This is a genomic window from Fumia xinanensis (assembly GCF_014384905.1).
Classification (GTDB): domain Bacteria; phylum Bacillota; class Clostridia; order Oscillospirales; family Ruminococcaceae; genus Fumia; species Fumia xinanensis.
This window is the reverse complement of record NZ_JACRSV010000003.1, coordinates 257573-281899: the sequence shown is the minus strand read 5'-3', so window position 1 is coordinate 281899 and position 24327 is coordinate 257573. Positions and strand designations below refer to the sequence as shown.

24 protein-coding genes and 1 riboswitch are annotated in these 24327 nt (G+C 48.4%); of the genes, 13 read left to right on the top strand and 11 right to left on the bottom strand.

The window, feature by feature from the left end; all coding sequences use genetic code 11:
• Positions 1-138: 138 nt before the first annotated feature.
• Both H8710_RS10965 and H8710_RS10960 read left to right on the top strand, forming a co-directional pair.
• On the top strand, positions 139-957 hold the full coding sequence (locus H8710_RS10965) for a pyridoxamine kinase (RefSeq protein WP_121708402.1): 819 nt from the start codon (positions 139-141) through the stop codon (positions 955-957).
• Positions 954-1190 (top strand): TIGR04076 family protein, encoded by a 237-nt coding sequence (locus H8710_RS10960; RefSeq protein WP_080907770.1) that lies wholly within the window; start codon positions 954-956, stop codon positions 1188-1190. Before H8710_RS10965 ends, H8710_RS10960 begins: the two co-directional genes overlap by 4 nt.
• Before the next feature lie 286 nt (positions 1191-1476).
• Here the strand turns inward: H8710_RS10960 and hcp are convergent, their stop codons facing one another.
• The 4 genes from hcp to H8710_RS10940 all read right to left on the bottom strand — a co-directional run bounded on the left by hcp (position 1477) and on the right by H8710_RS10940 (position 4478).
• On the bottom strand, positions 1477-3117 hold the full coding sequence (gene hcp, locus H8710_RS10955) for a hydroxylamine reductase (RefSeq protein WP_132093369.1): 1641 nt from the start codon (positions 3115-3117) through the stop codon (positions 1477-1479).
• Between the two features lie 88 nt (positions 3118-3205).
• A complete protein-coding gene (locus tag H8710_RS10950) occupies positions 3206-3388 on the bottom strand; it encodes a ferredoxin (protein WP_121708404.1) in 183 nt (60 codons plus the stop codon).
• A gap of 33 nt (positions 3389-3421) precedes the next feature.
• The gene (locus H8710_RS10945; RefSeq protein WP_118348728.1) at positions 3422-3754 is read right to left on the bottom strand and encodes a cupin domain-containing protein; all 333 of its coding nucleotides are present in this window, start codon (positions 3752-3754) and stop codon (positions 3422-3424) included.
• Between the two features lie 13 nt (positions 3755-3767).
• Positions 3768-4478, bottom strand: a complete 711-nt coding sequence (locus H8710_RS10940) for an ATP-binding protein (protein ID WP_249295635.1) — start codon at positions 4476-4478, stop codon at positions 3768-3770.
• Between the two features lie 91 nt (positions 4479-4569).
• Here H8710_RS10940 and H8710_RS10935 point away from each other — a divergent pair, with 91 nt between their 5' ends.
• The 11 genes from H8710_RS10935 (at position 4570) to mreB (ending at position 16271) form a co-directional block, all read left to right on the top strand.
• Positions 4570-5217 carry a Crp/Fnr family transcriptional regulator gene (locus H8710_RS10935; protein ID WP_016439651.1) on the top strand — a complete coding sequence of 216 codons (648 nt, stop codon included), beginning with the start codon at positions 4570-4572 and terminating at the stop codon, positions 5215-5217.
• 703 nt (positions 5218-5920) lie between these two features.
• The gene (locus H8710_RS10930; protein WP_249295634.1) at positions 5921-6538 is read left to right on the top strand and encodes a potassium channel family protein; all 618 of its coding nucleotides are present in this window, start codon (positions 5921-5923) and stop codon (positions 6536-6538) included.
• Between the two features lie 50 nt (positions 6539-6588).
• A complete protein-coding gene (locus H8710_RS10925; protein ID WP_249295632.1) occupies positions 6589-7251 on the top strand; it encodes a potassium channel family protein in 663 nt (220 codons plus the stop codon).
• A 14-nt stretch (positions 7252-7265) separates the two neighbouring features.
• Entirely contained in the window at positions 7266-7847 is a 582-nt protein-coding gene (lexA, locus tag H8710_RS10920) for a transcriptional repressor LexA (RefSeq protein WP_249295630.1), read from the top strand.
• Positions 7848-8057: 210 nt separating this feature from the next.
• Positions 8058-8540, top strand: a complete 483-nt coding sequence (gene ybaK, locus H8710_RS10915; protein WP_249295628.1) for a Cys-tRNA(Pro) deacylase — start codon at positions 8058-8060, stop codon at positions 8538-8540.
• 17 nt (positions 8541-8557) lie between these two features.
• Positions 8558-9892 carry a CCA tRNA nucleotidyltransferase gene (locus H8710_RS10910; protein ID WP_249295626.1) on the top strand — a complete coding sequence of 445 codons (1335 nt, stop codon included), beginning with the start codon at positions 8558-8560 and terminating at the stop codon, positions 9890-9892.
• 110 nt (positions 9893-10002) lie between these two features.
• Positions 10003-10099, top strand: a riboswitch (SAM riboswitch).
• Positions 10100-10288: 189 nt separating this feature from the next.
• Positions 10289-11470 carry a methionine adenosyltransferase gene (metK, locus tag H8710_RS10905; protein ID WP_249295622.1) on the top strand — a complete coding sequence of 394 codons (1182 nt, stop codon included), beginning with the start codon at positions 10289-10291 and terminating at the stop codon, positions 11468-11470.
• Positions 11471-11521: 51 nt separating this feature from the next.
• Positions 11522-11875, top strand: coding sequence for a hypothetical protein (locus H8710_RS10900; RefSeq protein WP_249295620.1), 354 nt, complete (start codon positions 11522-11524; stop codon positions 11873-11875).
• Between the two features lie 104 nt (positions 11876-11979).
• A complete protein-coding gene (recD2, locus tag H8710_RS10895; protein ID WP_249295618.1) occupies positions 11980-14190 on the top strand; it encodes an SF1B family DNA helicase RecD2 in 2211 nt (736 codons plus the stop codon).
• Complete coding sequence (locus tag H8710_RS10890; RefSeq protein ID WP_249295610.1) at positions 14180-14899, top strand: ComF family protein; 720 nt, start codon at positions 14180-14182, stop codon at positions 14897-14899. The genes recD2 and H8710_RS10890 overlap by 11 nt, the downstream gene beginning before the upstream one ends.
• A gap of 355 nt (positions 14900-15254) precedes the next feature.
• Positions 15255-16271: a rod shape-determining protein gene (gene mreB, locus H8710_RS10885; RefSeq protein ID WP_249295608.1), complete on the top strand. Its 1017-nt coding sequence runs from the start codon at positions 15255-15257 to the stop codon at positions 16269-16271.
• Positions 16272-16404: 133 nt separating this feature from the next.
• Here the strand turns inward: mreB and H8710_RS10880 are convergent, their stop codons facing one another.
• The 7 genes from H8710_RS10880 to H8710_RS10850 all read right to left on the bottom strand — a co-directional run bounded on the left by H8710_RS10880 (position 16405) and on the right by H8710_RS10850 (position 24327).
• The gene (locus H8710_RS10880; protein WP_249295606.1) at positions 16405-17091 is read right to left on the bottom strand and encodes a cyclase family protein; all 687 of its coding nucleotides are present in this window, start codon (positions 17089-17091) and stop codon (positions 16405-16407) included.
• 12 nt (positions 17092-17103) lie between these two features.
• Positions 17104-17877: an SDR family NAD(P)-dependent oxidoreductase gene (locus H8710_RS10875; RefSeq protein WP_249295604.1), complete on the bottom strand. Its 774-nt coding sequence runs from the start codon at positions 17875-17877 to the stop codon at positions 17104-17106.
• Between the two features lie 19 nt (positions 17878-17896).
• A complete protein-coding gene (locus tag H8710_RS10870; RefSeq protein ID WP_249295601.1) occupies positions 17897-19264 on the bottom strand; it encodes a mandelate racemase/muconate lactonizing enzyme family protein in 1368 nt (455 codons plus the stop codon).
• A gap of 341 nt (positions 19265-19605) precedes the next feature.
• Entirely contained in the window at positions 19606-21093 is a 1488-nt protein-coding gene (locus tag H8710_RS10865) for a sugar ABC transporter ATP-binding protein (RefSeq protein WP_249295599.1), read from the bottom strand.
• Complete coding sequence (locus H8710_RS10860) at positions 21090-22040, bottom strand: ABC transporter permease (protein ID WP_249295597.1); 951 nt, start codon at positions 22038-22040, stop codon at positions 21090-21092. The genes H8710_RS10865 and H8710_RS10860 overlap by 4 nt, the downstream gene beginning before the upstream one ends.
• 68 nt (positions 22041-22108) lie before the next feature.
• Positions 22109-23161, bottom strand: a complete 1053-nt coding sequence (locus tag H8710_RS10855; protein ID WP_249295594.1) for a sugar ABC transporter substrate-binding protein — start codon at positions 23159-23161, stop codon at positions 22109-22111.
• 269 nt (positions 23162-23430) lie between these two features.
• Positions 23431-24327, bottom strand: coding sequence for a bifunctional 4-hydroxy-2-oxoglutarate aldolase/2-dehydro-3-deoxy-phosphogluconate aldolase (locus tag H8710_RS10850; RefSeq protein WP_249295591.1), 897 nt, complete (start codon positions 24325-24327; stop codon positions 23431-23433).

The window sequence follows — 24327 nt, the reverse complement described above, 5'->3', positions numbered from 1 at the left end:
AAAACGGCTTGCTTTTGGCTTTACAATGTGGGTGGCTGATGTATAATTATGATAAAGAGATAAATTGGAATTTGTCGATGATATTTAGAATATTAACTATAATAAAATGGTGTTGACTTAATAAAAAGGAGAATTGTTATGAAAAAAATATGTTGTGTAAATGATATGCCCGGTGTGGGAAAAATTGCTTTATCTGCAATGATACCGATCCTCTCTGCAAAAGGGATCGATGTCGCTTCATTGCCAACTGCGTTGGTGTCTAATACTCTTGATTTCGGAAAGTTCGATATTCTAGATACCACCGATTATATGGAAAAGACCGTTGATATTTGGCACGATCTTGGCTTTAGATTTGATTGTATTTCCACGGGTTTTATGGTTAGTCCTAAACAAATTAACATTGTTGAGCGACTAATCAACAATCAAGACACAGACAATTTGTTGGTTGTTGTAGATCCAATTATGGGTGATGAAGGAAAACTATACAATGGTATGACTGATAATAACGTGGCGATTATGAGAAAACTTAGTTCACACGCCGATATTCTGATTCCTAACTTCACTGAAGCGTGTTTCTTGACAAATCGTTTTTACAGCAGAGATACTTTAAGTCAGGATGAAGCAGATAAATTGATTGAGAGAGTGCGTCAGCTTGGCGGTAAATCGGTTGTCATTACAAGCACTTCTGTGAATGGTGAAAACTGCGTTATTGGATATGACCACACAAAGGATGAGAACTTCAAAATTGGATTTGAACTGATAGACGTTCGTTTCCCTGGAACAGGAGATATCTTTTCCGCAGTTCTTGTCAGCGACGTGCTGAACGGTGAGTCGTTGTATGATGCCACCAAACACGCAATGGAAACGGTAAGAATCATTATTATAGATAACCTCGATAAGAAAGAAAAATTTTTCGGTGTTGATATCGAGCGTTACATAAGCGAGGGGAAATTATGAAGATTAAAATAACTTTGGTAGAACAAAAAGGTACTTGTCCTTGCCACAGAGGACACAAGGTTGGAGATACTTTTGATTTTGACACAGAAAGAGGGAAGTTGTGTCCAATGGCTGCTCACGTTCTTTTTCCTATGATTGATATCTTACGCTATGGTGGCGAGTTAAAGAGCAATGTCTTCTGTTGCCCGGATGTAGATACAATAAATGTGTTCAAAATTGAGAAGGTAGATTAATAGATAATTGACAAATTAGAATTTGTAGTGAGATTAAAGTAGTGAGGTTACAGTATGAATATTAGGAAAGCAAAAAGAGAAGATTTATCACGAATTGGCGAAATTTATGTGTTTAACAATCGTGCAAATTATTATCCCGTGTTTAAAGATAAAATGTATTCATTTAATAAATTGCAATTTGTTTAATTGAGTTTGAATAACAGACAGAAAACCTCGGATGCCCATTTTACAAGGGTTTCCGAGGTTTCTTTATGCCTGTTGGATCTATTTTTTGACGGAGTATTATTTATGCGTTAATACTGAAAAACTTCTCCATATCATCTTCCACGGTGCCAATTCCTGTAATGCCGAAGTTCTCGACCAAGACCTTTGCAACATTCGGGCTGAGAAATGCTGGAAGTGTAGGACCAAGGTGGATATTCTTCACGCCAAGATATAAAAGAGCCAGAAGAACGATAACAGCTTTTTGCTCGTACCATGCGATATTATAGATAATTGGCAGATCGTTAATATCGTCAAGTCCAAAGACCTCTTTGAGTTTCAAAGCGATAACAGCAAGGGAATAGGAATCATTGCATTGACCTGCATCCAGAATACGTGGGATGCCATTGATATCGCCTAAAGACAACTTGTTATATTTATATTTTGCACAACCGGCAGTAAGGATGACAGCATCCTTTGGTAGAGCCTTAGCAAATTCTGTATAGTAGTCGCGGCTCTTTGCTCGACCATCACAGCCCGCCATAACTACAAACTTTTTGATTGCACCGCTTTTTACAGCTTCTACAACTTTATCTGCCAAAGCCAGAACCTGCGCATGGGCAAATCCGCCGATGATTTCACCGGTTTCGATTTCACTCGGAGCGACACATTTTTTTGCATGCTCAATAATCGCAGAAAAATTTTTTTGTTCGCCAATTTCTCCCGGAATATGTGTACATCCCGGATATCCCGCAGCACCGGTAGTGTAAAGTCTGTTTTTGTAACTATCCTTAGGAGGAACAATGCAGTTGGTTGTTATTAGAATAGGCCCGTTAAAGGATTCAAATTCTTCTTTTTGTTTCCACCAAGCATTCCCATAATTACCAACAAAGTTAGGATATTTTTTGAAAGCGGGATAATAATGAGCCGGCAACATCTCGGAATGTGTATACACATCCACTCCAGTTCCCTGTGTCTGCTCTAACAGCATTTCCAAATCGCGCAGGTCGTGGCCAGATACCAGAATGCCGGGGTTCTTTCTGACACCGATATTTACCTTTGTAATTTCGGGGGTTCCATAGCTGTCTGTGTTAGCCTTATCCAGCATTGCCATACCGGATACTCCGTATTTTCCTGTTTCCATTGTTAGAGCAATCAGATCTTCTACACTAAGGTTATCATTCAGCGTGGCAGCCAGTGCTTTCTGAAGAAATGCGTCAACTTCATCGTTGTCCTCCAACAACACATTTGCGTGCTTCGAGTAAGCGGAAAGTCCCTTCAAACCGTAGGTGATTAACTCGCGCAGAGAGCGAATATCCTCGTTTTCGGTAGAAAGAACACCGACAGTTCTGGCTTTTTCTTCCCAGTTTTCAGCTCCGTTCCATTTTGCGGCTTCAGGCAGAACAGTCAGATTGGTAACTTGCTTTAGCAGAACTTCCTTTTCGGTCAGTGTAGCACGGATTCTTGATTCAATGCTCTCTTTATCAAAATTTGCGTTGGTAATGGTAGTGAACAGATTCAGAGTAATCAAGTGATTGATTTTTGCAGAGACCTGTTTACCTTCCTGACGCAATGCAGTCGTAATAGCCGAAATTCCTTTTGTAACATAGACCAACAGATCCTGCATGGCCGCTACATCAGGTTTCTTTCCGCATATGCCGGACATGGTGCAGCCCTTGCACCCGGCGGTTTCCTGACACTGATAGCAAAACATTTTTTGTTCCATAATATACCTCCTAAAAACTATTAAAATTTGAAATAATGTGGTTTCTTTTTGATCAAAAAAGCATATAGACACGTTTGAATTAATCTTCCTAGGCGATTGCAGACACAGGACACGAGTCGGCGGCCTCCTGTACAGCACCTTGATTTTCAGCGTTTGCTCGTTGATACGCTTCCGCCTTTCCCTGCTCGTTCATACGGAAAACTTCGCCGCAGATCCCACAGCAAAGCCCACAGCCAATGCAGAGATCCTTATCTACTTTTGTTGCTTTCATAAAATCACCTTCTTTTGTCAATTTTGCGTTTGATTAAAATACAACTACTAAAAGCATTTTGAACGCTTCCTTCCCATATACCGCATGGGGATGGCCTGCTGGCATGACAATAGATTCTCCTTCGTGCAGCAGATATTCAACGCCATCAATCGTGATTTTTCCGATACCATCCAAGCAGGTGACGAAGGCGTCCCCACCCGATTCATGGGTGCTGATCTCTTCACCTTTTGCGAATGAGAACAGGGTAATACTTAATGCCTGGTTTTGTGTCAAAGTTTTGCTGACAATCTGCCCCTCCTGATAGGAAATTTGTTCTCTCAGCGTCAGTACTTCTGATTGAGCGATGTTTTTCATTTTTTTACTCATAGTATCTCTCCTTTTATTCCAAAATTTTACCATCCAACGAAATCGTAACAATCTGCCAAGGAATGAATTTTCCGCTTGCCTGCAACGCTTTTTTGGCAGCTAATTCTAGTCCGCCGCAGCAGGGAACTTCCATGCGTACAACCGTTACACTTTGAATATTGTTGTTTTGAATGATCTGCGTCAGCTTTTCGCTGTAGTCTATGCTGTCAAGCTTTGGGCAGCCGATAATCGTAATTTTCCCACGCATGAAATCCTCGTGCATTCTGGCATAGGCGTATGCACTGCAATCCGCTGCAATTAACAATTTTGCGCCGTCAAAATATGGTGCATTAGTCGGTACCAGTTTGATTTGGCATGGCCATTGTCCCAACTGTGATTCTGTCTGTACCCGGGCAGACGGAGTTGTTTCTTGTGAATGTTGAATACGCTGCATTCGACTGCCGGGGCAGCCTGTATGGGGAACAGCGGCATGATTGCTTTTCGCTTTTTTCCTCATATTTTCCTGCACAGCTTTTTCATCATAGGCGGCAGCTTCTCTCTCCACAAAGGAAATTGCACCTGTCGGGCAGGTTGGCAGACAATCTCCCAAACCATCACAATAATCATCTCGCAGAAGTGTTGCTTTGCCGTTTACCATGCCGATTGCACCCTCGTGACAAGCTTCGGCACACGCACCACATCCGTTACATTTTTTTTCATCTATTTGGATAATTTTTCGAATCATTTTATACTATCCTTTCTCTTGTCTTTCTGGGCATAGTATATTATAATCAAAAATAGAAATCTGTTGTTTTAACAACGAAAGGGCGAAAAATATGAAATTATCCGATATGCAGCTATTCCGTGGGTTAGAAGAAGATGACATCTCCTCACTTTTAAGCTGTTTGAATAGTGTAAAACGCAATTATAAAAAAGGAGAAGTAATTCTTTCAGAAGGGAGTATTATAGAGAATATCGGCATTGTGCTGTCAGGCATGGCAATGATATCTTGTAACGATATTTGGGGGAATACCAGCATTTTAGGAAGTGTTGCTCCTGGCTCTGTATTTGCTGAGGTATATGCCTGTATTCCGGGACAGCCGATGCTGGTTACAGTGTCTGCCGTGGAAGATACCTCTGTGTTGTTTATGAATGTGGGACGTGTTCTGACTACCTGCACAAACGCCTGCCCTTTTCATACAAACCTTGCACGAAATCTACTGACTGTCTGTGCTCATAAAAGTCTGCAACTTTCACAAAGGATTTTGCACACCAGTTCCAAATCCATACGAGGCCGATTGATGTCTTATTTTTCAGAATGCGCAAAACATGCCGGAAGCAATTCTTTTCTGATTCCATATAACCGCCAGCAATTAGCAGATTACTTGAATGTTGACCGCAGTACTATGTGCAACGAGCTTTCTAAAATGCAGAAAGATGGCATGATTGAATACAAAAAAAATCGTATTTTGCTCAAAGACTGAGATTTAAGGAATGGTATGAATTTGAATAGGGATTGATTTTTTAAGCAAAATCGCTTATGATCTGAAATAGAATATAGTGCTATTATCCACAGTTACAGAGCAAGTGTTATCAACACCGATAACAAAATGATAACATTAGCCTGTATAGGCAGGATAATATGGATAAATCAAATAATCAAAAGAACTGTAAACACGACAGAGAATAATCTCTAAACAAAATTGATTAGTAATTGTCGAGTGGGAATAACACTTTAAAGCAACCCGTAAAGTCCGATAGGCATGGACTTTACGGGTTTATTTTTATTCCGCGACAACATTCCATTGTACTGACTTGATAAAAGCTGCTTTGCCATGCAAAATAAAATGCGGCATAATTAAAACTGTAATAGGACAGGGGATACTCGTCATTATTAGATATTCTTTAAAATTCTGTCCACAAACAGAATAATTAAAACCTATCGTACTTACATGTTATTGTGGATCTGACGATACTCATTTACACTAAGTTTGTGAAAACTTTATGTGCTGATAGTTCATATTATCAAACAACTGTGCGGGTATCTATTGACTTTTTTTAAAAAAGCTTCTACAATGGTACTAAATAGGGGGTATCCTATTAGTATCGGCGTAAATTTTTACAAGGAACAGGATGCCGGATTTTTTATATTTTAAGAGTGTTTTTGAGAAAGGCTGGACCTTTGCCATGAATATATTGATTGTCGGCTGTGGAAAAGTGGGTTCTACTCTGGCGGGTGTGCTAAGCCGGGAGGGCCATGATGTTTCCATTATCGACCGATATGAAAGTTCTTTTGATTTGCTCCCCGAAGATTACAGCGGCTATATTACGGTGGGGGTGCCCATCGACCAGGACGTTCTGCGGAAAGCAGGCATCGAAAATTGTGACGCCGTCGCAGCGGTGAGCCGAGACGACAATGTCAATATCATGGTGTGTCAGCTTGCGCGAGAGTTTTTCCATGTAGGCACCGTTATAGCCCGTATTTACGATCCTAAGCGGGAAAATGTCTTCCGCCATTTCGGATTAAACACCATCTGCCCCACTAATATCACCGTAGATTCCGTCAAAAGCGCCTTGCTTAAACAGGAACTTCAAAGTGTGGAATTTGAGTGCAATCCCGTGGATTTTCACACCTTTCCTGTTCCTAAACGGCTCATCGGCGTCCACACCGATGAAATTCAAGGAAGTGAGCAGGAGGCGGTGTTCGCTGTCCTCCATAATGACGGGACTATGGTGCTTACCAGTAAGACGGATGTCATTTTACAGGCCACCGACCAGTTGGTAGTGGCGAAAATTATTAGTTAACTGCGAATTTGATCGGCTGGATATCGGCCGGAAAGGTCTGGAAAATAGATATGAGAATTGTGATTGTAGGCGGCGGAAAAGTGGGCTATTATTTAGCCAAAACGCTGATTGAACATCACCATGAACCGACAATCGTCGAAATTGATAAAGCACTTTGCGCCTTTTTGGCAGATGATTTGGACGCGCCCATCGTCTGCGGAGACGGAACCGCTATCGAAATGCTTGTCAGCGCCGGCATCGAACAGGCAGATGCCCTCATTGCCGTCACAGGGCAGGATGAAAACAACCTGATCACCTGCCAGCTGGCCAGGATGATGTTCCACACTAAGCGGACCATCGCCAAGGTCAACAACCCCAAAAACGCCGAAGTCATGAAAAAGCTGGGCATCGACATTACGGTATCCAGCACCGACAACATCACACGGCTTATTGAACGGGAGGTGGATTTTTCTCGTATCCGGCAGTTGGTGTCCCTCAACCAGGGAGAATCTTCCCTCAATGAAGTGTTGCTGCCCGAAGATTTCAAGTACGACGGAAAAAAGCTCACTGATATCAAAATGCCTGACCAGTCTATTATCGTGTCCATTGACCGGGAGGGGGAAATCATTATTCCCCGCGGCAACACCTGCGTTTATTCCGGAGATAAACTGCTGATTATGGCAAAAAACTCCGTGCTGCATAAAATAAAGGATAAGCTGAGACTTGACGACTAAAAAGGAGCGGCCTTATGTTAAACGACAAAGAGCAAAAAATTTATGAGTACATTCGGGAGTGTATCCTAAACTACAATATCTCTCCCACCGTCCGGGAAATTTGCCGTGAAGTTGGGATTCCCTCTACCTCTACGGTTCATTATTACCTTAAACGGTTGACCGAGGAAGGCTATATCGTCAAAGACGAGTTTAAAAAACGCACCATCAAGTTGCCTTCCAGCGGATCTATCACCGTCCCGCTTCTGGGAACGGTGACTGCCGGTATTCCCATAACTGCCATAGAGGAAGTAGAAGATTTTATTCCGGTTTTCAATCTCCGGGGGGACGCTAAAGATTTTTTTGCTCTCCATGTCCGGGGAGAAAGCATGAAAAACGCCGGTATTTTGGACGGTGACATTGTTATCGTCAAAAAAAGCCCTTCCTGCCGTAACGGGGAAATTATTGTAGCTTTGATTGGAGATGAGGCAACGGTCAAGCGGTTCTACAAGGACGAGAAGACCTTCCGCCTAATGCCGGAAAACCCGGATTTTGAGCCGATTATCGTTGATCAGCTGACAATTTTGGGAAAAGTGGTTTCGTTGATACGAAATTATTAACGATCGTCAATGAAAAGCCTGGCTGATGACACCATCGGCCAGGTTTTTTGACCTTCTTTTTTGAATTCCCTCAATCTATTTTCTCTCATGCTTAGGACAGACAATGTAAGGGAATCGCTATTGTAGGTAATAATGGCGGTGACACAGCACACCTAACAAACAAATAGACCTATTTTTTATCAACTGAGTTATTAAAGGCGGTTATATTATATGGCACAGGACAAAACAAATGTAATGCGTCTGCTGGACCGGGCAAAAATTGCATACACACCCCACTATTACGACCATGAGGACGGAGCGATTGACGGCATTGCCGTAGCCCAGAAGATGGGCCAGCCGCTTAGCCAAGTGTTTAAAACGTTAGTTACGCGGGGAAGTGGCCGACACTATTATGTTTTTGTCATTCCGGTGGCAGAAGAACTGGATCTGAAGGCGGCAGCTAAGGCCTGCGGGGAGAAATCGGTGGAGATGATCCACGTGAAAGAAATTAACGCGTTAACTGGCTATATCCGGGGCGGCTGTTCTCCCATCGGAATGAAAAAGCTTTTTCCCACCTTTCTGGATGAATCCGCCCAACGTCAGAATACTATTATGGTCAGCGCCGGTAAAATCGGAACCCAGGTGGAACTTGCCCCCATTGATTTAATAGATTTTGTCGGAGCAAAATTAGCCGCTCTCGCTAAAAAGCAATAAATGAAAGAGGAATGCCTATGAAAATCCAGTTGCCTTCCCCCGTGGGGCGTGCAATCGAGCGGCTCAATGCCGCAGGTTACGAGGCCTACGCTGTGGGCGGGTGCATTCGGGATAGTCTTTTGGGCCGGATGCCCGAAGACTGGGACGTCACTACTTCCGCCGAGCCGGAACAGACAAAAGCGGTATTTAATGGTGTACCTGTTATCGAAACCGGCATTCAGCACGGGACCGTCACAGTGATATTAGACGGTCAGCCACTGGAAATCACCACCTACCGAATAGATGGCAGTTACAGCGACAGCAGGCATCCTGACGCGGTCCGCTTTACCCGCAGCCTCAAAGAGGATCTTGCCCGCCGGGATTTTACCGTCAATGCGTTGGCTTATCATCCAGATACCGGAATCGTTGACTGCTTTGGAGGGACGGAGGATCTGCGGCAGAAAAGCCTCCGCTGCGTAGGAGACCCGGATAAGCGGTTTACCGAGGACGCTTTGCGTGTCATGAGGGGAATCCGCTTCGCCTCACAGCTTTCTTTTTCGCTGGAATCCGCAACGGAAGTGTCGCTGCGGAGATACGCCCCGCTCCTCCAAAAAGTTGCCGCTGAACGGCTCCGGACGGAACTTGTTAAGCTACTTTGCGGGGAACAAGTGGAAAGCGTTCTTCTGCGCTTTCCCGCCGTGCTGGGGCAGTTGATTCCAGAGCTTCTACCCATGGTGGGCTTCGACCAGCAGACTCCCTATCATATTTATGATATTTACGAACACACCGCCCATTCGGTAGCAGCCATCAAAAACACACCCGTTCTTCGGCTCACTATGCTTCTCCATGACATTGGAAAACCCCGCCGCTTTACAGTAGATAAAAAAGGGCAGGGTCATTTTAAGGGCCACGGGACCGTCAGCGTCCATATGTGCCAGGAAATTCTTCCTCGCCTTCGGTTCGACAAACGCACTATAGAACGGATTTTGAGTCTTGTCAAATACCACGACGTTGACTTAGAACCTAGAGAAGCTCTTATCAAACGGTGGTTGAACCGTCTTACACCGGAGGGCTTTTTTCAGCTGATGGAAGTAAAACTCGCCGACAATGCAGCGCAAAATCCTCTCTATGACCGAAGCGCCAGTTACCGGGAAATCATACAAATGGCCCACGAAATTCTCGACCGGAAAGAGTGTTTTTCTCTTTCCTCTCTCGCTGTCAATGGGGACGATCTCATCGAGATGGGAATTCCCGCCGACAAAGAACTGGGGGAAACCCTCCAAATTTTATTGCAGGCCGTCATCGACGGAAAATGCAAAAACGACCGGGAATCGTTACTGGAATACTGCCAAAGTCATCGGCAAAACCTATAACTTCAAACAAAAATTCTTGTACATTTTGCAACTCCCGACAAAAAGGGGGATTTTCCCCCTTTTTCTGTTGACAAGGTCCTTTTCCTCCGGTATACTATTTTATGATAATCACCTTATCAAGAGTGGCGGAGGGACAGGACCTGTGAAGCCACGGCAACCTGCTTTTTGCAAGGTGCCATTTCCTGCGACGCAGTCGAGAGATGAGGTTTGCTGGGAAACTGTATGCACTCGCTCAAAGGCGGGTGCTTTTTGGTTTTTCGGCGTGCAATTTCAAATTTTGAAACTGTGAAATTTCAGTTGTTTCGATTGCAACAACGGGCCATTTTCTTATCCGCACGGAAAAGCAGGCCAAAAATCGGGTGCGGACTGGATCTCTCTACACAAAAGGAGGCAAACATGTCAAAAGTTTTATTTACATCCGAATCGGTGACCGAAGGCCATCCCGATAAAATCTGCGACCAGATTTCCGACGCGGTCCTGGACGCCATCCTCTCCCAGGATCCAAACGGCCGCGTGGCCTGCGAGACCTGCTGCACAACCGGCATGGTCATGGTCATGGGAGAAATTTCCACAAAGTGCTATGTAGATATTCCGAAAATCGTCCGGGAAGTTGTGCTGGACATCGGCTACGACCGGGCCAAATACGGCTTTGACGGCAATACCTGTGCAGTTTTGACCAGTATTGACGAACAGTCGGGCGACATCGCCATGGGAGTGGACAAGGCGCTGGAAGTCAAGCAAGGTAAGGATTCAGACGATGAAAACGGTGCCGGAGATCAGGGCATGATGTTTGGCTACGCCTGTGACGAAACCCCTGAGCTGATGCCTATGCCCATTTCGCTGGCTCACAAGCTGACAAAACGCCTTACCGAGGTTCGAAAAAATGGTACCCTTCCTTACCTGCGCCCCGACGGAAAATCCCAAGTTACCGTCGAATACGAGGACGGTCGTCCCATTCGGGTGGACGCCATAGTAATTTCCTCCCAGCACGCCGACGATGTAACCCTGGAACAAATCCGCAAGGACGTTATGACGGAAGTCATTCTGCCCGTCATTCCGGCAGAGCTTTTGGACGAAAACACCAAATACTACATCAACCCCACCGGACGGTTCGTCATCGGCGGGCCCCAGGGGGACAGCGGTCTGACCGGACGCAAAATTATTGTTGACACCTACGGTGGATACGCCCGTCACGGCGGCGGTGCTTTCTCCGGAAAAGACCCGACAAAAGTGGACCGTTCCGCAGCCTATGCCGCCCGTTGGGTGGCCAAAAACATCGTGGCGGCAGGCCTCGCCAAAAAATGCGAAGTGCAGCTGGCCTACGCCATCGGCGTCGCCCGTCCCGTTTCCGTCATGGTGGACACCTTCGGTACCGGAACCGTTTCCGACGAAGTGATTGAAAAAACCGTGGAGAAAGTCTTTGACCTGCGCCCCACCGCCATTATCAGGGAGCTCGGCCTTCGCCGCCCCATTTACCGAAACTTGGCTAAATATGGCCATATGGGTCGAGAGGATCTGGGAGTCACCTGGGAAAAAACTGATAAAATTGAAGCTTTAAAAACGGCAATTCAAGGTTAAACCTCACCTTTTTTCTGCTTTTTTCATATACTGTCCCACGAGGTGATTGCCGTGCTGATTGCATTTGGACTGGGGGCAATGATTCTTCTCGCCCTGATTGGGGCGGTGGAAGTTATCTGCCTTTTGTCCCGGAAATTCTGGCGCAAAGGCGCCGCCGAGACGGTAACCCTGTCGATCATTCCTGCCAAAGGACATATGGACAATATCGAATACTTAGTCCGGGCGGCGCAAGCTGACCTGCATTGGCTGGAAAACAGCAGGGGACGGCTCATCGTTTTAAACCTTGGGCTGGACGAAGAAAGCAAAAATCTGATTACAGAGATGCGCGGGGTGGAGCTTTTGGAGGAAGAAGAGCTTTGCCCCTTGCTGCAAAACACCCTCATTGGACAGATGTATAGTAAATAGACTTGAAAACAAACCTCAATTTAGCCACAATAGTCATAAATGGAAGATTTTGCGGCTTCTCTTTGGATGTTTTCTAAGTCCATTCACTATGGAACCGAGGAACTATGGAAAAACAATTGGTGCAAATTGAAGGAATGGTCGAAAATGTGGTGTTCGGAAACGAAAATACCGGATTTGCCGTCATCGAACTGAACACCGGGGAGGAAATTCTCCCCGTGGTCGGAGAGCTCTATGGCGTGGAGGAAGGCGAGGAGCTGAAAGTAACCGGCACCTACGCCTCCCATCCCAAATTCGGCTATCAGTTTAAAGCGGAAGTCTATGAGCGCAGTCTCCCCGCTACAGCGACAGCCATCAAGAAATTCTTGTGCTCAGGCGCCGTCAAAGGCATCGGAAGCGTCCTCGCCCAAAGAATTGTCGACCTGTTCGGGGAAGAAACCCTCAACATTCTTGAAGAAAATCCCCAACGCCTTGTGGAGGTTAAGGGAATCACCCAGAAAAAAGCCGACGCACTCGCTATCGAGTTTCATCGGCTTTTTGGTATGCGCTCCGCCATGATGTTTTTCTCGGCATATGGCATGACCCCCAGTCAAGGCGTGCGCATCTGGAAAAAATGGGGCGTCATCTCGGTAGACGTCGTCAAGGACAACCCGTACCTTCTCTGCGAGGACGACATTATGGTGGAGTTTCGCACCGCCGATCAGATGGCCCTGTCACTGGGACTGGACGAGCAGTCCGGAAAGCGAATCTTTGGCGCCATCCAGCATGTGCTGCGCCACAACCTGCGAAACGGGCACACCTGCCTTGCGAGAGAAACGGTTTCTGCCTTAGTGAGCAAGTTGCTCGTAAACGTGGGCACCGATCCCATCGAAATCGAGATTGACAACCGCATTCAGGACGAGGAACTATTCTCGGTTCAGCGGAACAAGGAATTTCTCTTCCTTCCGTCCATGTATGGCGCGGAGCGGTACATCGCCCTGCGGCTTTCCATCATGCTCCAAAACCAGTTCTTCGTACACAAGGACATCGAATTGATGATTGACAAGGTGGAGACTGAGAAAGGTATCCAGTACGAAGGGCTTCAGCGGCAGGCCATCAGAGAAGCCCTTCAGCAGAGTATCCTGCTTTTAACCGGCGGCCCCGGCACCGGAAAAACCACCACCCTAAACGCCATTATCGACCTTTTGGAGCAGGAGGGGCTCACCCTCGCCATCGCGGCCCCCACCGGCCGGGCGGCCAAGCGGATTTCCGAGGTGACGGGACGGGATGCCAAAACCATCCATCGCCTGCTGGAAGTTGATTTCAGCGGCGGGGATACCCTGAAATTCATCCACAACGAGAAAAATCCCCTGCGGGCAGACGCTATTGTCATTGATGAAATGTCCATGGTAGATACGATTTTATTTGAGTCCCTGCTCCGGGGTGTCAAGATGGGAGCCAAACTGATTCTCGTGGGCGACTCCGACCAGCTGCCGTCGGTGGGGGCGGGCAATATTCTCCGTGATCTCATCGACAGCGAAGTGATCCCCACGGTGCAGCTCAGGCAGGTGTTCCGGCAGGCGGCCGAAAGCCTCATCGTCACCAATGCCCACAAAATTGTCGGTGGCGAAATGCCGAATCTGGCTCAGAAGGATAACGATTTCTTTTTTATGCAGCGAGGCAGCGAAGCGGCCGTTACTCAGACCGTCGTCGAGCTGGTATCCCAGCGTCTTCCCAAAAGCTATGGGTTTTCGCCCATCGCCGATATCCAGGTGCTGACACCCCAGCGACAGGGAAATTTGGGTGTTTACGTCTTAAATAGCCAGCTCCAGGAGGTCATAAACCCGAAATCGGCAGCTAAAAAAGAGTTCAAGGGCATTTTCTGCACCTTTCGCGAAGGGGACAAGGTGATGCAGATCCGCAACAACTACGATATGGAGTGGACAAAGGACGATGAAGAGGGCTTAGGCATCTTCAACGGCGATATCGGCATCATCAAGCTCATTGACAACGCCACCTCTACTATCGTGATCGACTTCGAGGACCGCATCTGCAACTATCCCTTCGAGATGGCGTCGGAATTGGAGCTTGCCTACGCCGTCACCGTCCACAAAAGCCAGGGCAGTGAATACGACGCTGTAATTCTCCCCATCTTTGGAGGATTCGACAAGCTCTATTTTCGGAACCTCCTCTATACAGCCGTCACCCGGGCAAAAAAGCTGCTCATTATCGTCGGAAACAGAGGACGGGTAGAATATATGGTGCAAAACAACCGCAAAATGCTGCGTTACACCAATTTGCGGAACTTTTTGACTGAGGCGGTACAACATGGAAGTTAGCAAAAAAGAATACCTGATCTCTATTTTATTTCCAAAGCACTGCCCCTTCTGCGGTCACCCCATGGAAATTCACCGGACGTACTGTGAAGAGTGCGAGCAAGAGCTTCCCTGGGTCCCCGCCGATACCCTTTGCCCCACCTGTGGAAAAAAGAACTGCATTTGCTCAAATGATCCCTTTTTAAAGCGGCTCTACGTTCCTTTTTTCTATGATGGGCTTGTCGCCAACGCCGTTAAAAGCCTTAAATTTTATAATAAACGGGGTTATTCCCGGCCATTGGGCGGACTTTTGGCCCAATATATCCGTAGAGAAAATAAGCACCAGCACTTTGACTGCATTCTCCCAATCCCTATGACCAAACGTGATATTCGAAAGCGAGGCTATAGCCAGTCGGAATTGATGGCACGGTTTATTGGGGAAGTATTGGATATCCCCGTTGAAAAGAACCGCCTGATTAAAATTCATCAAACCGAAAAACAGCATCGCCTCAACGCTGAAGAACGAAAAACAAACTTAAAAGACGCCTTTACTGTTAAAAATCCAGAAATTTTAAAAGGAAAGTCTGTTCTTCTCTGTGATGATGTCATCACCACCGGCGCCACTTTGCAGGAAGCGGCCAAAACGCTGAGAGCTGTTGGAATCACCGATATCAGCGCCGTTGTAGTCGCTACAACAGAAGAGCTTGAAATCCACTCAGAAAACATGGTATAATAAACACAATCAACGAAGGCTTTCACAGAAAACCTTTGACCGTAGTATGCGGCATTTCATCATTCAGTTGTGCAAAAGCAGAACCACGGCGCGTAAATCCGCCTCCAAATTCCAAAAAAATTTGCGAAGCATCTAAAGTCCCCGTTATCCTGCCAACGCAGGATTAGTGCAAGTATCACAGATAAGCCTCCATCCAGCAGGCTGTCTGCCGCCATAGAGGATTGATTTCACAGGGCGGCTGTCTTAAAAGACACAACCACCTACTCCGCTGCGTGATTTGAAACACACCTTTGTATAACGACAAAATCCGCACGGAAATCGCAGTAAAATAACAGAAAAGTAAGGAGGCTCATCCATGGCAGGTGTAGATTTGGGCATCGATCTGGGTACCACAAAAATTATTATTTACCGGTATGGCAAAGGTATTGTACTGGAAGAACCCAGCGTCGTCGCTTATCATACAAAAACAGAAAAAGTGGTCGCCGTAGGACATGAAGCTTTGAGGATGTTGGGAAGGACCCCCGCCTATATCCGCACCGAATGTCCCATCCGTGATGGCGTCATATCCAATCATCTTTTTACCGAGTACTTAATTAAAGAATTTGTAAAAAAAGTTTCCAAAAGTTTTCTCATCAAGCCGCGTATCGCCATCTGCATTCCGTCAGCGATAACCGATGTGGAGGCCAGGGCCGTCGTGGAGGCTGCAATGAGTGCAGGCGCACGCAAGGTGTATCTCGTGGACGAGCCCATTGCTGCCGCCATCGGCGCAGGGCTCGACATTGCAAAGCCCAACGGCCAGATGATGGTCGACTCCGGTGGTGGTACCACCGATGTAGCGGTTATCGCCCTTGGAGGAATCGTCGCCTCGTATTCCATGCGGGTGGCCGGCAACAGCTTTGACGAAGCCATTGTCAAGTACCTGCAAAGCGAGTACAAACTGGCTATCGGCACTAGCGTGGCTGAACGAATCAAAAAAGAAATTGGCTGTGTCTTTGAGCCTACCGCGGAAGTCACTACCACTGTAAAAGGCCGGAACCTTGTGACCGGGTATCCGGAGCAGATTACCATAAACCAGATGGAACTGTTTGAAATCCTACGCCCCTTTGCGGCGGAAATCGTCATGGGGGTCCGCAATGTTTTGGAACGCACACCACCGGAACTGACCGGTGATATTTTCGAAAACGGCATCACTATGACCGGAGGAACCTCACAGCTCAAAGGATTGGATAAGCTAATTGAGGAAAACACCGGCGTCAGTGTCCGCATCGCGGAAAACCCTCGGGACTGTGTGGGCATCGGTACCGGTAAGTGTTTTGACATGCTGGACGACTTAAAGGAAGGGTTTACACGCGCTTCTACCTATATCCACTAATAAAAAAGCCTTAGCTATTCCATCAGCTAAGGCTTTTTACAGTTTAAAATTTAATAAAAATACAAAAAGGAAAGCCTTAGGGGGATTATTATGCTCTCAAGGCTTTCCCTTTTGCGGTATAAGCACTGTTTTATCAGGGAGTATTAATTAATTCTGCCACCATGGTAACAGGAGAAGCGTCCAGGCCCTTCAGCCGCAGTGGGATTCCATAGACTTTGCAATAATCTTTTAGCCCCAAAATAGGGGTAAAGTCCATGCACTCATAGATGAGCAAAGGCCGGATACCGTCCTCCCGCATATCCAAAAGCGCGTGATGATTTGCAAAACCGGTGGAAAATCCGTCGGTTCCGTCTACGCTGAGGGTGTCCAATGCAATGGCCTTTAGATTCGGCAGTTGTTCCCGGAGATACCGGGCCGCTTCCAAGGTCAAAGCGGGGAAATCGTCCCGATAAACCGCCTCATTCTGCCAAAACTGGGAGTATCCCATATGCAACATCAAAAGGTCAGCGTTTTCGATGCCTTCCTGCCCTTTCAGCTGTTCCACACCGATTCGCCCACCCCGCTGGGACTGCACATTCACCAATAGAGCCTTGGAAAAGATGAAAGCCCCAATATTTAGTTGATCAATCGTGTCTCCACCCTCACAGAAGTGGTAGGGAGCGTCTACGTGGGAACCGCCGTGGGTGAAAAGCGTAATCACTGTCTGATTGTTACTATCGCCGGAACCGATGCTGGTAAACGGTTGAAACTGCGGCTTGGGAGTAGCGTCGTCGTACCGCACCACATCGGGCGACAGGGGAAGCGATAACTCATACAGCATAAACGTTCACCCCTAATAATGAGGCTGTCCGGTGTGACAGGTGATTCCGCCGTCTACCGGCAGGTTTACACCGTTTAGAAAATCCACCTTTCGTGCCGCCAGGAACAGGGCCACTTCGGCGATCTCCTCCGGCGTGGCAAAGGTGTGGGTGGGGTAAGCTTCCCGGTTGACCCGCTCGGCGTAGTCGATTTTCCGGAAGGTGTACTCCAGCATTTCTGTCCGGACCGCACCGGGACAGATAGCGTTGCAGCGGATACCCTGATCGGCGTAGTCGATGGCGATGGCCCGGGTGAGGTTTGTCACAGCGCCCTTGGCGGTGTTATAGGCCGCCATGGAGTAGTCCGCGCAGATGCCCGACACTGACGACATATTGATAATGGTTCCATACTGCTTTTTCAGCATCATGGGCATGAAGTAGTAGCAGGCTAAGTATACCCCGCGGCAGTCGATGGACATGATTTTGTCAAAATCTGCCGGCGGGGTCTCCAAAATCCTTCCCGCAAGGTGGATGCCGGCGTTGTTGAAGAGCACGTCGCAGCCGCCGAACTCTTTTTCCACGTATGCGGCCATGGCCTTGACTTCTTCTTCCACGCTCACATCCATCTGGTAAAAGCGGACGCAGGCTTCCGGGTATTTTTCGGTGCATTCCTTCTCGAGCGCATCTCCTTCCGCCTTTTTCCGCCCGGCAAACACGACGTTTGCCCGGTTTTCCGCAAACAGCCGCACCGTGGAGGCACCGATTCCGGTGGTTCCGCCGATGATGACCGTCGTTTTTCCCTTTAGCATCCTTCCTTCGCTCCTTTCGTCAGCTCCACAGCCGGTCGTGGGACCAAATATAATCCCAGTCGCTGGTGTCTTCCCAAAGCCCCTTGACTTTGGAATGCATATGCTCTTTCAGCGCCTCGTCGTTGATGTCGGTGATGCCAAGGCCCGGCGCGGTGGGAACTTTGGCCTGCCCGTCCGCAATAATGGGCTTATCGCAGCCGATGACTATGTCGTTCCACCAGGGGATGTCGTTGGAGTGGTGCTCCAGCGCCAAGAAATTCCGAGTGGCCGCAGCGGTGTGGACCGCCGCCAAAAACGCCACGGGGCTTTCCGCGTTGTGGATTGCCATGGCGACGCCGTGTTCTTCGGCTATTTCGCCGATTTTCTTGGTCTCGAGGATTCCCCCCGCCGTCAGGATATCCGGGTGGATCACCGAAAAGGCGCCGGAGGAGACGATCTCCCGGAAGGCTTCTTTTCCGTAGGTGTCCTCGCCGGTGCAGAGGGGAACGGTGGTCGCGGCGGCAATTCTCTGCCACTGCTTTGTATACTGCCAGGGGAGCAGATCCTCTGCCCAGGCGATGTTGTACTTTTCCAGCCGCCGCAGCAGCCGGATGCAGTCCTCCGCCCCGATATGGCCGAAGTGGTCAATGCTGATGGGCACATCATAGCCCACAACCGACCGGGCGTCCGCCACATACTGCTCCAAGAAATCCAGTCCCTTTTCGGTGATGTGGATTCCGGTAAAGGGATGCTCGATGTTATAAAGGTCGTAGATTGCTTTTTCTTTGAGGTTTTCCTCCGTGGTGTGGCCACCCCGTTTGAAGACGGGCATGTCCGCATCTTCCCGCATGGCATCTAATATCCAGGCTGGTGCGCAGAGGGTGCCCGGCTCGTCCAACAACAGGTCGATACCCACGTCCATTTTGAGGAATTTAAAGCCCTTTTCCATCCTCTTTTTGAGAGCGGCTCCCATGGCCTTGCCGTCGTGTTTTCCATACACGTCGGTGTCGCAGTAAACGGTCACGGTATCCCGATATTTCCCGCCAATGAGCTGATATACCGGCACCGAATAGGCTTTCCCTACGATGTCCCAAAGGGCCACTTCGATGCCGCTGACTCCGCCGCCCTGCCGTCCGTGGTAGCCGAACTGCTTAATCCGGTGGAACAGCCGGTCCACATCGCAGGGGTTTTCGTTGATGAGACGGCTTTTGAGCATCAGGGCATATTGCTTGCAGGCGAAATCCCGCACCTCGCCGAATCCCACGATCCCCTGGTTTGTGTAGACTTTAATGAGTGAATTCTCAAAGGGACCTCCTTCGATGTCGGTAAACCGAATGTCGGTAATTTTAAGTGCAGAGGGAGCCGAACAGGTATTGACGTTTTGCTGGATTTTTTCTTTCAGTTCCATTAATCCTCACCATTCCTTTCACCGCTCCTGCGCCGCGGGCGTGGGGAAGCGGCCTTGTTTCGCGCATTTACGCTCAAATTGGGAGGAATCCTCTCCAATCTCTATGGACAAACGGCAGCTTTTATAATTTGTTTTCCTTTTCCCGCATAAAATGCGGGAAATCCATCAAAGATGGCTTCAAAAGGCATTCGCCTTTTGAAAAAGCAAATTGTTAAAAAATAGTTGCAATCCGTGTCCCGGATTGCAAATGCCTGTTTAATCAGGCATTTTGCGGGCATTTCATGCCCGCAACGATACTATTTTTTATAGCCGCCAAAAATCCTTCTAATTTATCCCCAGCTTCAGATGCCGGAAGCTTTCTCCATAATTGCCTCTTCCGTTGCCCCCTCGTGGGCAAATTCGGAAACCAGCTCTCCTTCGTACATGACCATGATCCGGTTGCTCATCTGCATGACCTCCGGCAGTTCAGAGGACACCATGATGATGGAATGACCGTTTTCGACCAGCTGATGGATGAGCTGATAAATTTCGTGCTTGGCGTTGACGTCGATGCCCCGGGTTCCCTCATCAAATAGAATGATTTTAGGCTCGATAAACAGCCATTTGGCCAAAACTACCTTTTGCTGGTTGCCGCCGCTTAAGTTTACAACTTCCTGCTCGATGCCGGGGGTAGCAATTTTCAAATCGCCCACAAACCGGTCCGCCGCCTCGCGGCTTTTCTTTTTGGAGATAACAGTCCTTCGAATCAGCTTATTCAGTCCCACAAAGCCGATGTTCCGCTCCACGCTGTCATCGAGGATCAGGCCGTCGTAATGCCGGTCCTCGGTCACAAAGCCTAATCCCGCCTGGATGGCGTCTTTGGTGCATTTGGGAAGGTAGGGCTTGCCACGCAGGGTGATTTTCCCGGACAGAATTTTGTCGAGTCCGAAAAGCGCCCGGCAGATTTCCGTCCGTCCAGAGCCTACCAGTCCCGCAAAGCCCAGCACTTCCCCCTCATGGAGCTCAAAGGAAATGTTTTTGACCCGGCTTGTCGTGAGCCCCTCCACTTTCAATATGGTTTCCCCAATGTCGGTATAAACAGGGGGATAAATCTGCTTCAGTTCCCGGCCGACCATATACTGTACCAAATCGAATTGGTTGACCGAGTTCACGTCGTCGATGTCGATGACTTTTTCCCCGTCTTTCAAAACGGTGATGGTATCCGCGATTTCGAAAACCTCGTCCATGTGGTGGGAAATGTAGATGACACCCACGCCGTCAGCTTTCAGCTTTCGGATAATTTCAAACAATGTTTCTACATCGTTTTCCGGCAGCACAGCGGAAGGTTCGTCCAAAATCAGGATTTTTGGGGTGAACCGGATTGCCTTTGCAACCTCCACTCGCTGGGCGTTGGCCACCGATATATCGGAGACCAGCTGGGTCGGGTCCAAATCCCCAAAGCCCAGGGACCCGAGCAGTTCCTTGGCCTCTTCGTTCATCTTTTTCCGGTCGAGAATGCGCCCTTTTTTCAGCGGGAGATCGCTGAAAAACAGGTTTTCCGCCACCGACATGGTGGGGATCAGGGAAAAATGCTGCTGCACGGCGCGGATACCGGCCTTTTGTGCATCCAAAGGGCCCTGTATCTGGACTTCCTGCCCTTCGATAGAGATGGAGCCTTCGTCTTTGCGTATCACGCCGCAGAGTGTTTTGATAAGGGTACTTTTTCCCGCTCCGTTTTCTCCCACCAATGCCAAAACTTCTCCGCTCTTCAGCTCCAAGTCCACCTGGTTGAGCGCCACCACGCCGGGATACCGTTTGGTAATGCCCTTCATAGAAAGCAACGATTTCATTTTGAGGACTCCTTCTTGCGGACAGAACTTCCGTATACCGCGATCAAAATGATGATGCCTTTAATGATTTGCTGCCAGTAAATGCTGACTTTCAGTAGATTCATAATGTTGCCGATGAGTCCCATGACGAGGGTACCGACGATAACGCCACCGACCCCGCCAACTCCGCCGGTCATGCTGGCTCCGCCGATAACGACGGACGCGATTGCCGTCAGCTCCCAGCCGTTGCCCACCGAGTTGGAACCCAGGGTGAGCCGGGAAGCCATCAATACGCCGCCGATGGCGCAGAGAAAACCGGACACGATATACGCCGACAGTTCCACGCGGTTGACATTGACACCGCTGAGCCGCACCGCCTCTTTATTGCCGCCGAACCCCTTCAGGTGCCGACCGGCCTTGGTGCGCTCCAGGATGTGGTTTACAATAATCGCGATGACGAGCCAAATGACCGCCATCAGCGGCAAAAACCAATAAGATATGCTGCCAATTTTGAGGAATGTCTCGTTTTTGTAAAAGACCTGCCGCCCGGTGGACAGTAAGAGCCCCACCCCATTAAAGACGTTGAGGGTAGCCAAAGTGGCGATAAAGGGAATGATTTTGAAGCGGGTGATCAGTATGCCGTTGACAAAACCTGCCAGCAGACCCACGATCAGCGTGACCCCAATGGCTATGGGGATCGGCATTCCCGCCTTTAGCATCAAGGAAACGATGACCGTCGTCATCGAGACGATAGCGCCGACGGACAAATCGATACCGCCGGTCAGAATGACCACCAGCTCGCCCAAGGCAACGATTCCCACCGCCGCGTTTTGCTTAAACAGGTTTGAGATATTAGTGCTGGTAAAAAACTTGTCGCTGACCAGGGCCGAGACAATCACCATGACCACCAGCAAAATGTATTTGGAGTTTTTTACGAGGAGTTTTTTCCAATCAATTGTTTTTTTCATGTTTCAATCCTCCCGTTTTTGACACCGGCAAACAGGAAGATTCCCTGTTTGCCGGTATCTTTTGAGGTTTAGAAACCGTAATCCATGTATTCGTCTACGTTTTCATAGTTGACAATGATGACTGGGATCAGATACTCGGATTCCACTTCTTTGCCGCTGAATATATCATCGAGAACGTCCATGGTCATTTCCGCGATCATAATGGGGCTGTTCAGGCCGGTAACCAGGTCCGGGCCGTTCTTTCCGCCTTCGTTTTCCTTCATTTTTTCAAAGAAAGCCTTTTCGCCGTCGAAACCGGAGATGACTTTAATGTCCTTGCGGCCGGCGTTGTTGATAGCGGTCAGCGCGCCCAGAGCCTGCGCGTCATGGTGCACCAGCACTACATCGATCTGGCTATTGGCGGCCAGAAGTTCTTCCATCTGGTTCATGCCGTCATTCTCGCCCACGTCGGTGGGAGCGTAGCGTTCATCGATCAGCGGGAAACGGGCCATTTCACCCTGGTCGGACATACCGCCCATGATGCCGCCGAAGCGAAGGGCTGGACAGCCGGTGTCGGTGGGGGTACTGCGGACGTAAACCATGTTGCCGCCGTTGTATTTCTCGCCGATGTACTGGCCGATGCCCCGGGCGATTGCGAAGTTGTCGATTCCAACGTAAGTGTAACCTGAACCCGCCGTGGTATTGTCCACGCAGATCAGCGGAATTTTGGCGTTTTCACAGAGCTGTACCACAGAGGGGACGATCTCGTCTCCTACGGGGTTCAATACGATGGCTTCCACGCCCTGGGCAATCAAATCCTCGGCTAATTTGAGTTGCTCCTCTGCGCTTCTGTTCTGGCTGACCGTCATGCTCACATCAACGCCTTTTTCTTTGGACAAAGCCTCGAACTTTTCACTCATAGCTGCGTGATAGGTAGTGCCCAGCGTCAACTGAATGAAGCCCACCTTATGGCCCGATACGCCGGTTCCGGTAGCGTCACCGACAGAGTCCGGAGTGGATTCCGAAGAGCTTTCACCACTGTCCGAAGGCGGAGGTGTCTGTTCTTCCTGGCAACCGGACAGCCCCAGAGTAAATACCATTGCACATGCTAGTAATGCACTTAATAATCTCGTCTTTTTCATTTTTTTCCTCCTTTTTGATACCCTTTTTGTGAACACTGCGTTTCCTCCGATCAACGTCCTTGTTTGACTGATAACCGAAAGAATTTTTCGAGCATAATAAATCTGACACAATCCCCCTTTGTCCATAAAATTTGGAATCTGGGTATCGATGTTCCGAACATACCCGCTTCCTTTTATCAAAACGCTCTTGTTGTGACAGGTGATATGGTGCAGCGTTTCATTCCGCTATTTTGGCCCGAAATTAGAGTCATTGAAATCCCGTAAACATTTTAAACCTTTTTCTGTTTGATAAAGAGCGAAAAATCCGCTATCTGAGTCGTCAGAATACCCTTCCGCCCTTCTTCCCGGCATAAAAAACCCCGGCGCTCAAAAAAAGCTTTTGCCCGGCTAAGGTTGTTGGCAGTGATTTGGATAGATCCTTTTTCTTCCGCATCCTCATATTGCAGCAGTGGGGAAGCAGAAAACTCGTTTATCACCGTCATCTTATCCCGCTCCTCTTCAGTTACCCCGCAAGCGAACTGTAATTTTGTAATGGAAAAGCCATGAAGCGTTGTCACCGCTTGCCGAGTGAGCCGTTCTATCTCATCAAACCGATCTTCTGCCAGCAATTTTTGCGGACAGAGCCAGCTTCCGCCGCAGGCGAGCACATTGGGCAAAGCCAGATACTCCATCATATTTTGAAGACCAATTCCGCCTGTAGGAAGAAATGTTGCCATGGGGTAGGGAGAAGCGAAGGCACGAAGCATCGGAACACCTCCTGCCGCCTCTGCGGGAAAAAATTTCAGCTCACGGAGTCCCAAATTCAAGGCCGCCTCCACCTCGGAAGGAGTGGCGACCCCGGGAAATACCGGGATGTTCTGCTCTTGGCACCACTGGATAACCGGGACGTTGAGTCCGGGGCTGATGATAAACTGCGCGCCCGCCTGAACTGCCTGTTTTGCTCTTTCAAGGGTAATAACCGTCCCCGCGCCTACGTACATTTCGGGAACTTCATGGCGGATGTGCCCGATTGCTTTCACGCCGTCATTGGTGCGCAGGGTGATTTCAATGGCGAAAATGCCTCCTCGCAGCAATGCCCTTGCCAGCGGCACTGCCTTTGCCGCGTCGTCGATTACCACTACCGGCAGAATTCCGTTTTCAAAGAACTGTTCCATAGCCTGGGACAT

Excerpts from the sequence above, each read along its gene's own strand:
- H8710_RS10965 (WP_121708402.1), top strand. The coding sequence starts at position 139 with ATGAAAAAAATATGTTGTGTAAATGATATGCCCGGTGTGGGAAAAATT.
- H8710_RS10960 (WP_080907770.1), top strand. The coding sequence starts at position 954 with ATGAAGATTAAAATAACTTTGGTAGAACAAAAAGGTACTTGTCCTTGC.
- hcp (WP_132093369.1), bottom strand. The coding sequence starts at position 3,117 with ATGGAACAAAAAATGTTTTGCTATCAGTGTCAGGAAACCGCCGGGTGC.
- H8710_RS10950 (WP_121708404.1), bottom strand. The coding sequence starts at position 3,388 with ATGAAAGCAACAAAAGTAGATAAGGATCTCTGCATTGGCTGTGGGCTT.
- H8710_RS10945 (WP_118348728.1), bottom strand. The coding sequence starts at position 3,754 with ATGAGTAAAAAAATGAAAAACATCGCTCAATCAGAAGTACTGACGCTG.
- H8710_RS10940 (WP_249295635.1), bottom strand. The coding sequence starts at position 4,478 with ATGATTCGAAAAATTATCCAAATAGATGAAAAAAAATGTAACGGATGT.
- H8710_RS10935 (WP_016439651.1), top strand. The coding sequence starts at position 4,570 with ATGAAATTATCCGATATGCAGCTATTCCGTGGGTTAGAAGAAGATGAC.
- H8710_RS10930 (WP_249295634.1), top strand. The coding sequence starts at position 5,921 with ATGAATATATTGATTGTCGGCTGTGGAAAAGTGGGTTCTACTCTGGCG.
- H8710_RS10925 (WP_249295632.1), top strand. The coding sequence starts at position 6,589 with ATGAGAATTGTGATTGTAGGCGGCGGAAAAGTGGGCTATTATTTAGCC.
- lexA (WP_249295630.1), top strand. The coding sequence starts at position 7,266 with ATGTTAAACGACAAAGAGCAAAAAATTTATGAGTACATTCGGGAGTGT.
- ybaK (WP_249295628.1), top strand. The coding sequence starts at position 8,058 with ATGGCACAGGACAAAACAAATGTAATGCGTCTGCTGGACCGGGCAAAA.
- H8710_RS10910 (WP_249295626.1), top strand. The coding sequence starts at position 8,558 with ATGAAAATCCAGTTGCCTTCCCCCGTGGGGCGTGCAATCGAGCGGCTC.
- metK (WP_249295622.1), top strand. The coding sequence starts at position 10,289 with ATGTCAAAAGTTTTATTTACATCCGAATCGGTGACCGAAGGCCATCCC.
- recD2 (WP_249295618.1), top strand. The coding sequence starts at position 11,980 with ATGGAAAAACAATTGGTGCAAATTGAAGGAATGGTCGAAAATGTGGTG.
- H8710_RS10890 (WP_249295610.1), top strand. The coding sequence starts at position 14,180 with ATGGAAGTTAGCAAAAAAGAATACCTGATCTCTATTTTATTTCCAAAG.
- mreB (WP_249295608.1), top strand. The coding sequence starts at position 15,255 with ATGGCAGGTGTAGATTTGGGCATCGATCTGGGTACCACAAAAATTATT.
- H8710_RS10880 (WP_249295606.1), bottom strand. The coding sequence starts at position 17,091 with ATGCTGTATGAGTTATCGCTTCCCCTGTCGCCCGATGTGGTGCGGTAC.
- H8710_RS10875 (WP_249295604.1), bottom strand. The coding sequence starts at position 17,877 with ATGCTAAAGGGAAAAACGACGGTCATCATCGGCGGAACCACCGGAATC.
- H8710_RS10870 (WP_249295601.1), bottom strand. The coding sequence starts at position 19,264 with ATGGAACTGAAAGAAAAAATCCAGCAAAACGTCAATACCTGTTCGGCT.
- H8710_RS10865 (WP_249295599.1), bottom strand. The coding sequence starts at position 21,093 with ATGAAATCGTTGCTTTCTATGAAGGGCATTACCAAACGGTATCCCGGC.
- H8710_RS10860 (WP_249295597.1), bottom strand. The coding sequence starts at position 22,040 with ATGAAAAAAACAATTGATTGGAAAAAACTCCTCGTAAAAAACTCCAAA.
- H8710_RS10855 (WP_249295594.1), bottom strand. The coding sequence starts at position 23,161 with ATGAAAAAGACGAGATTATTAAGTGCATTACTAGCATGTGCAATGGTA.
- H8710_RS10850 (WP_249295591.1), bottom strand. The coding sequence starts at position 24,327 with ATGTCCCAGGCTATGGAACAGTTCTTTGAAAACGGAATTCTGCCGGTA.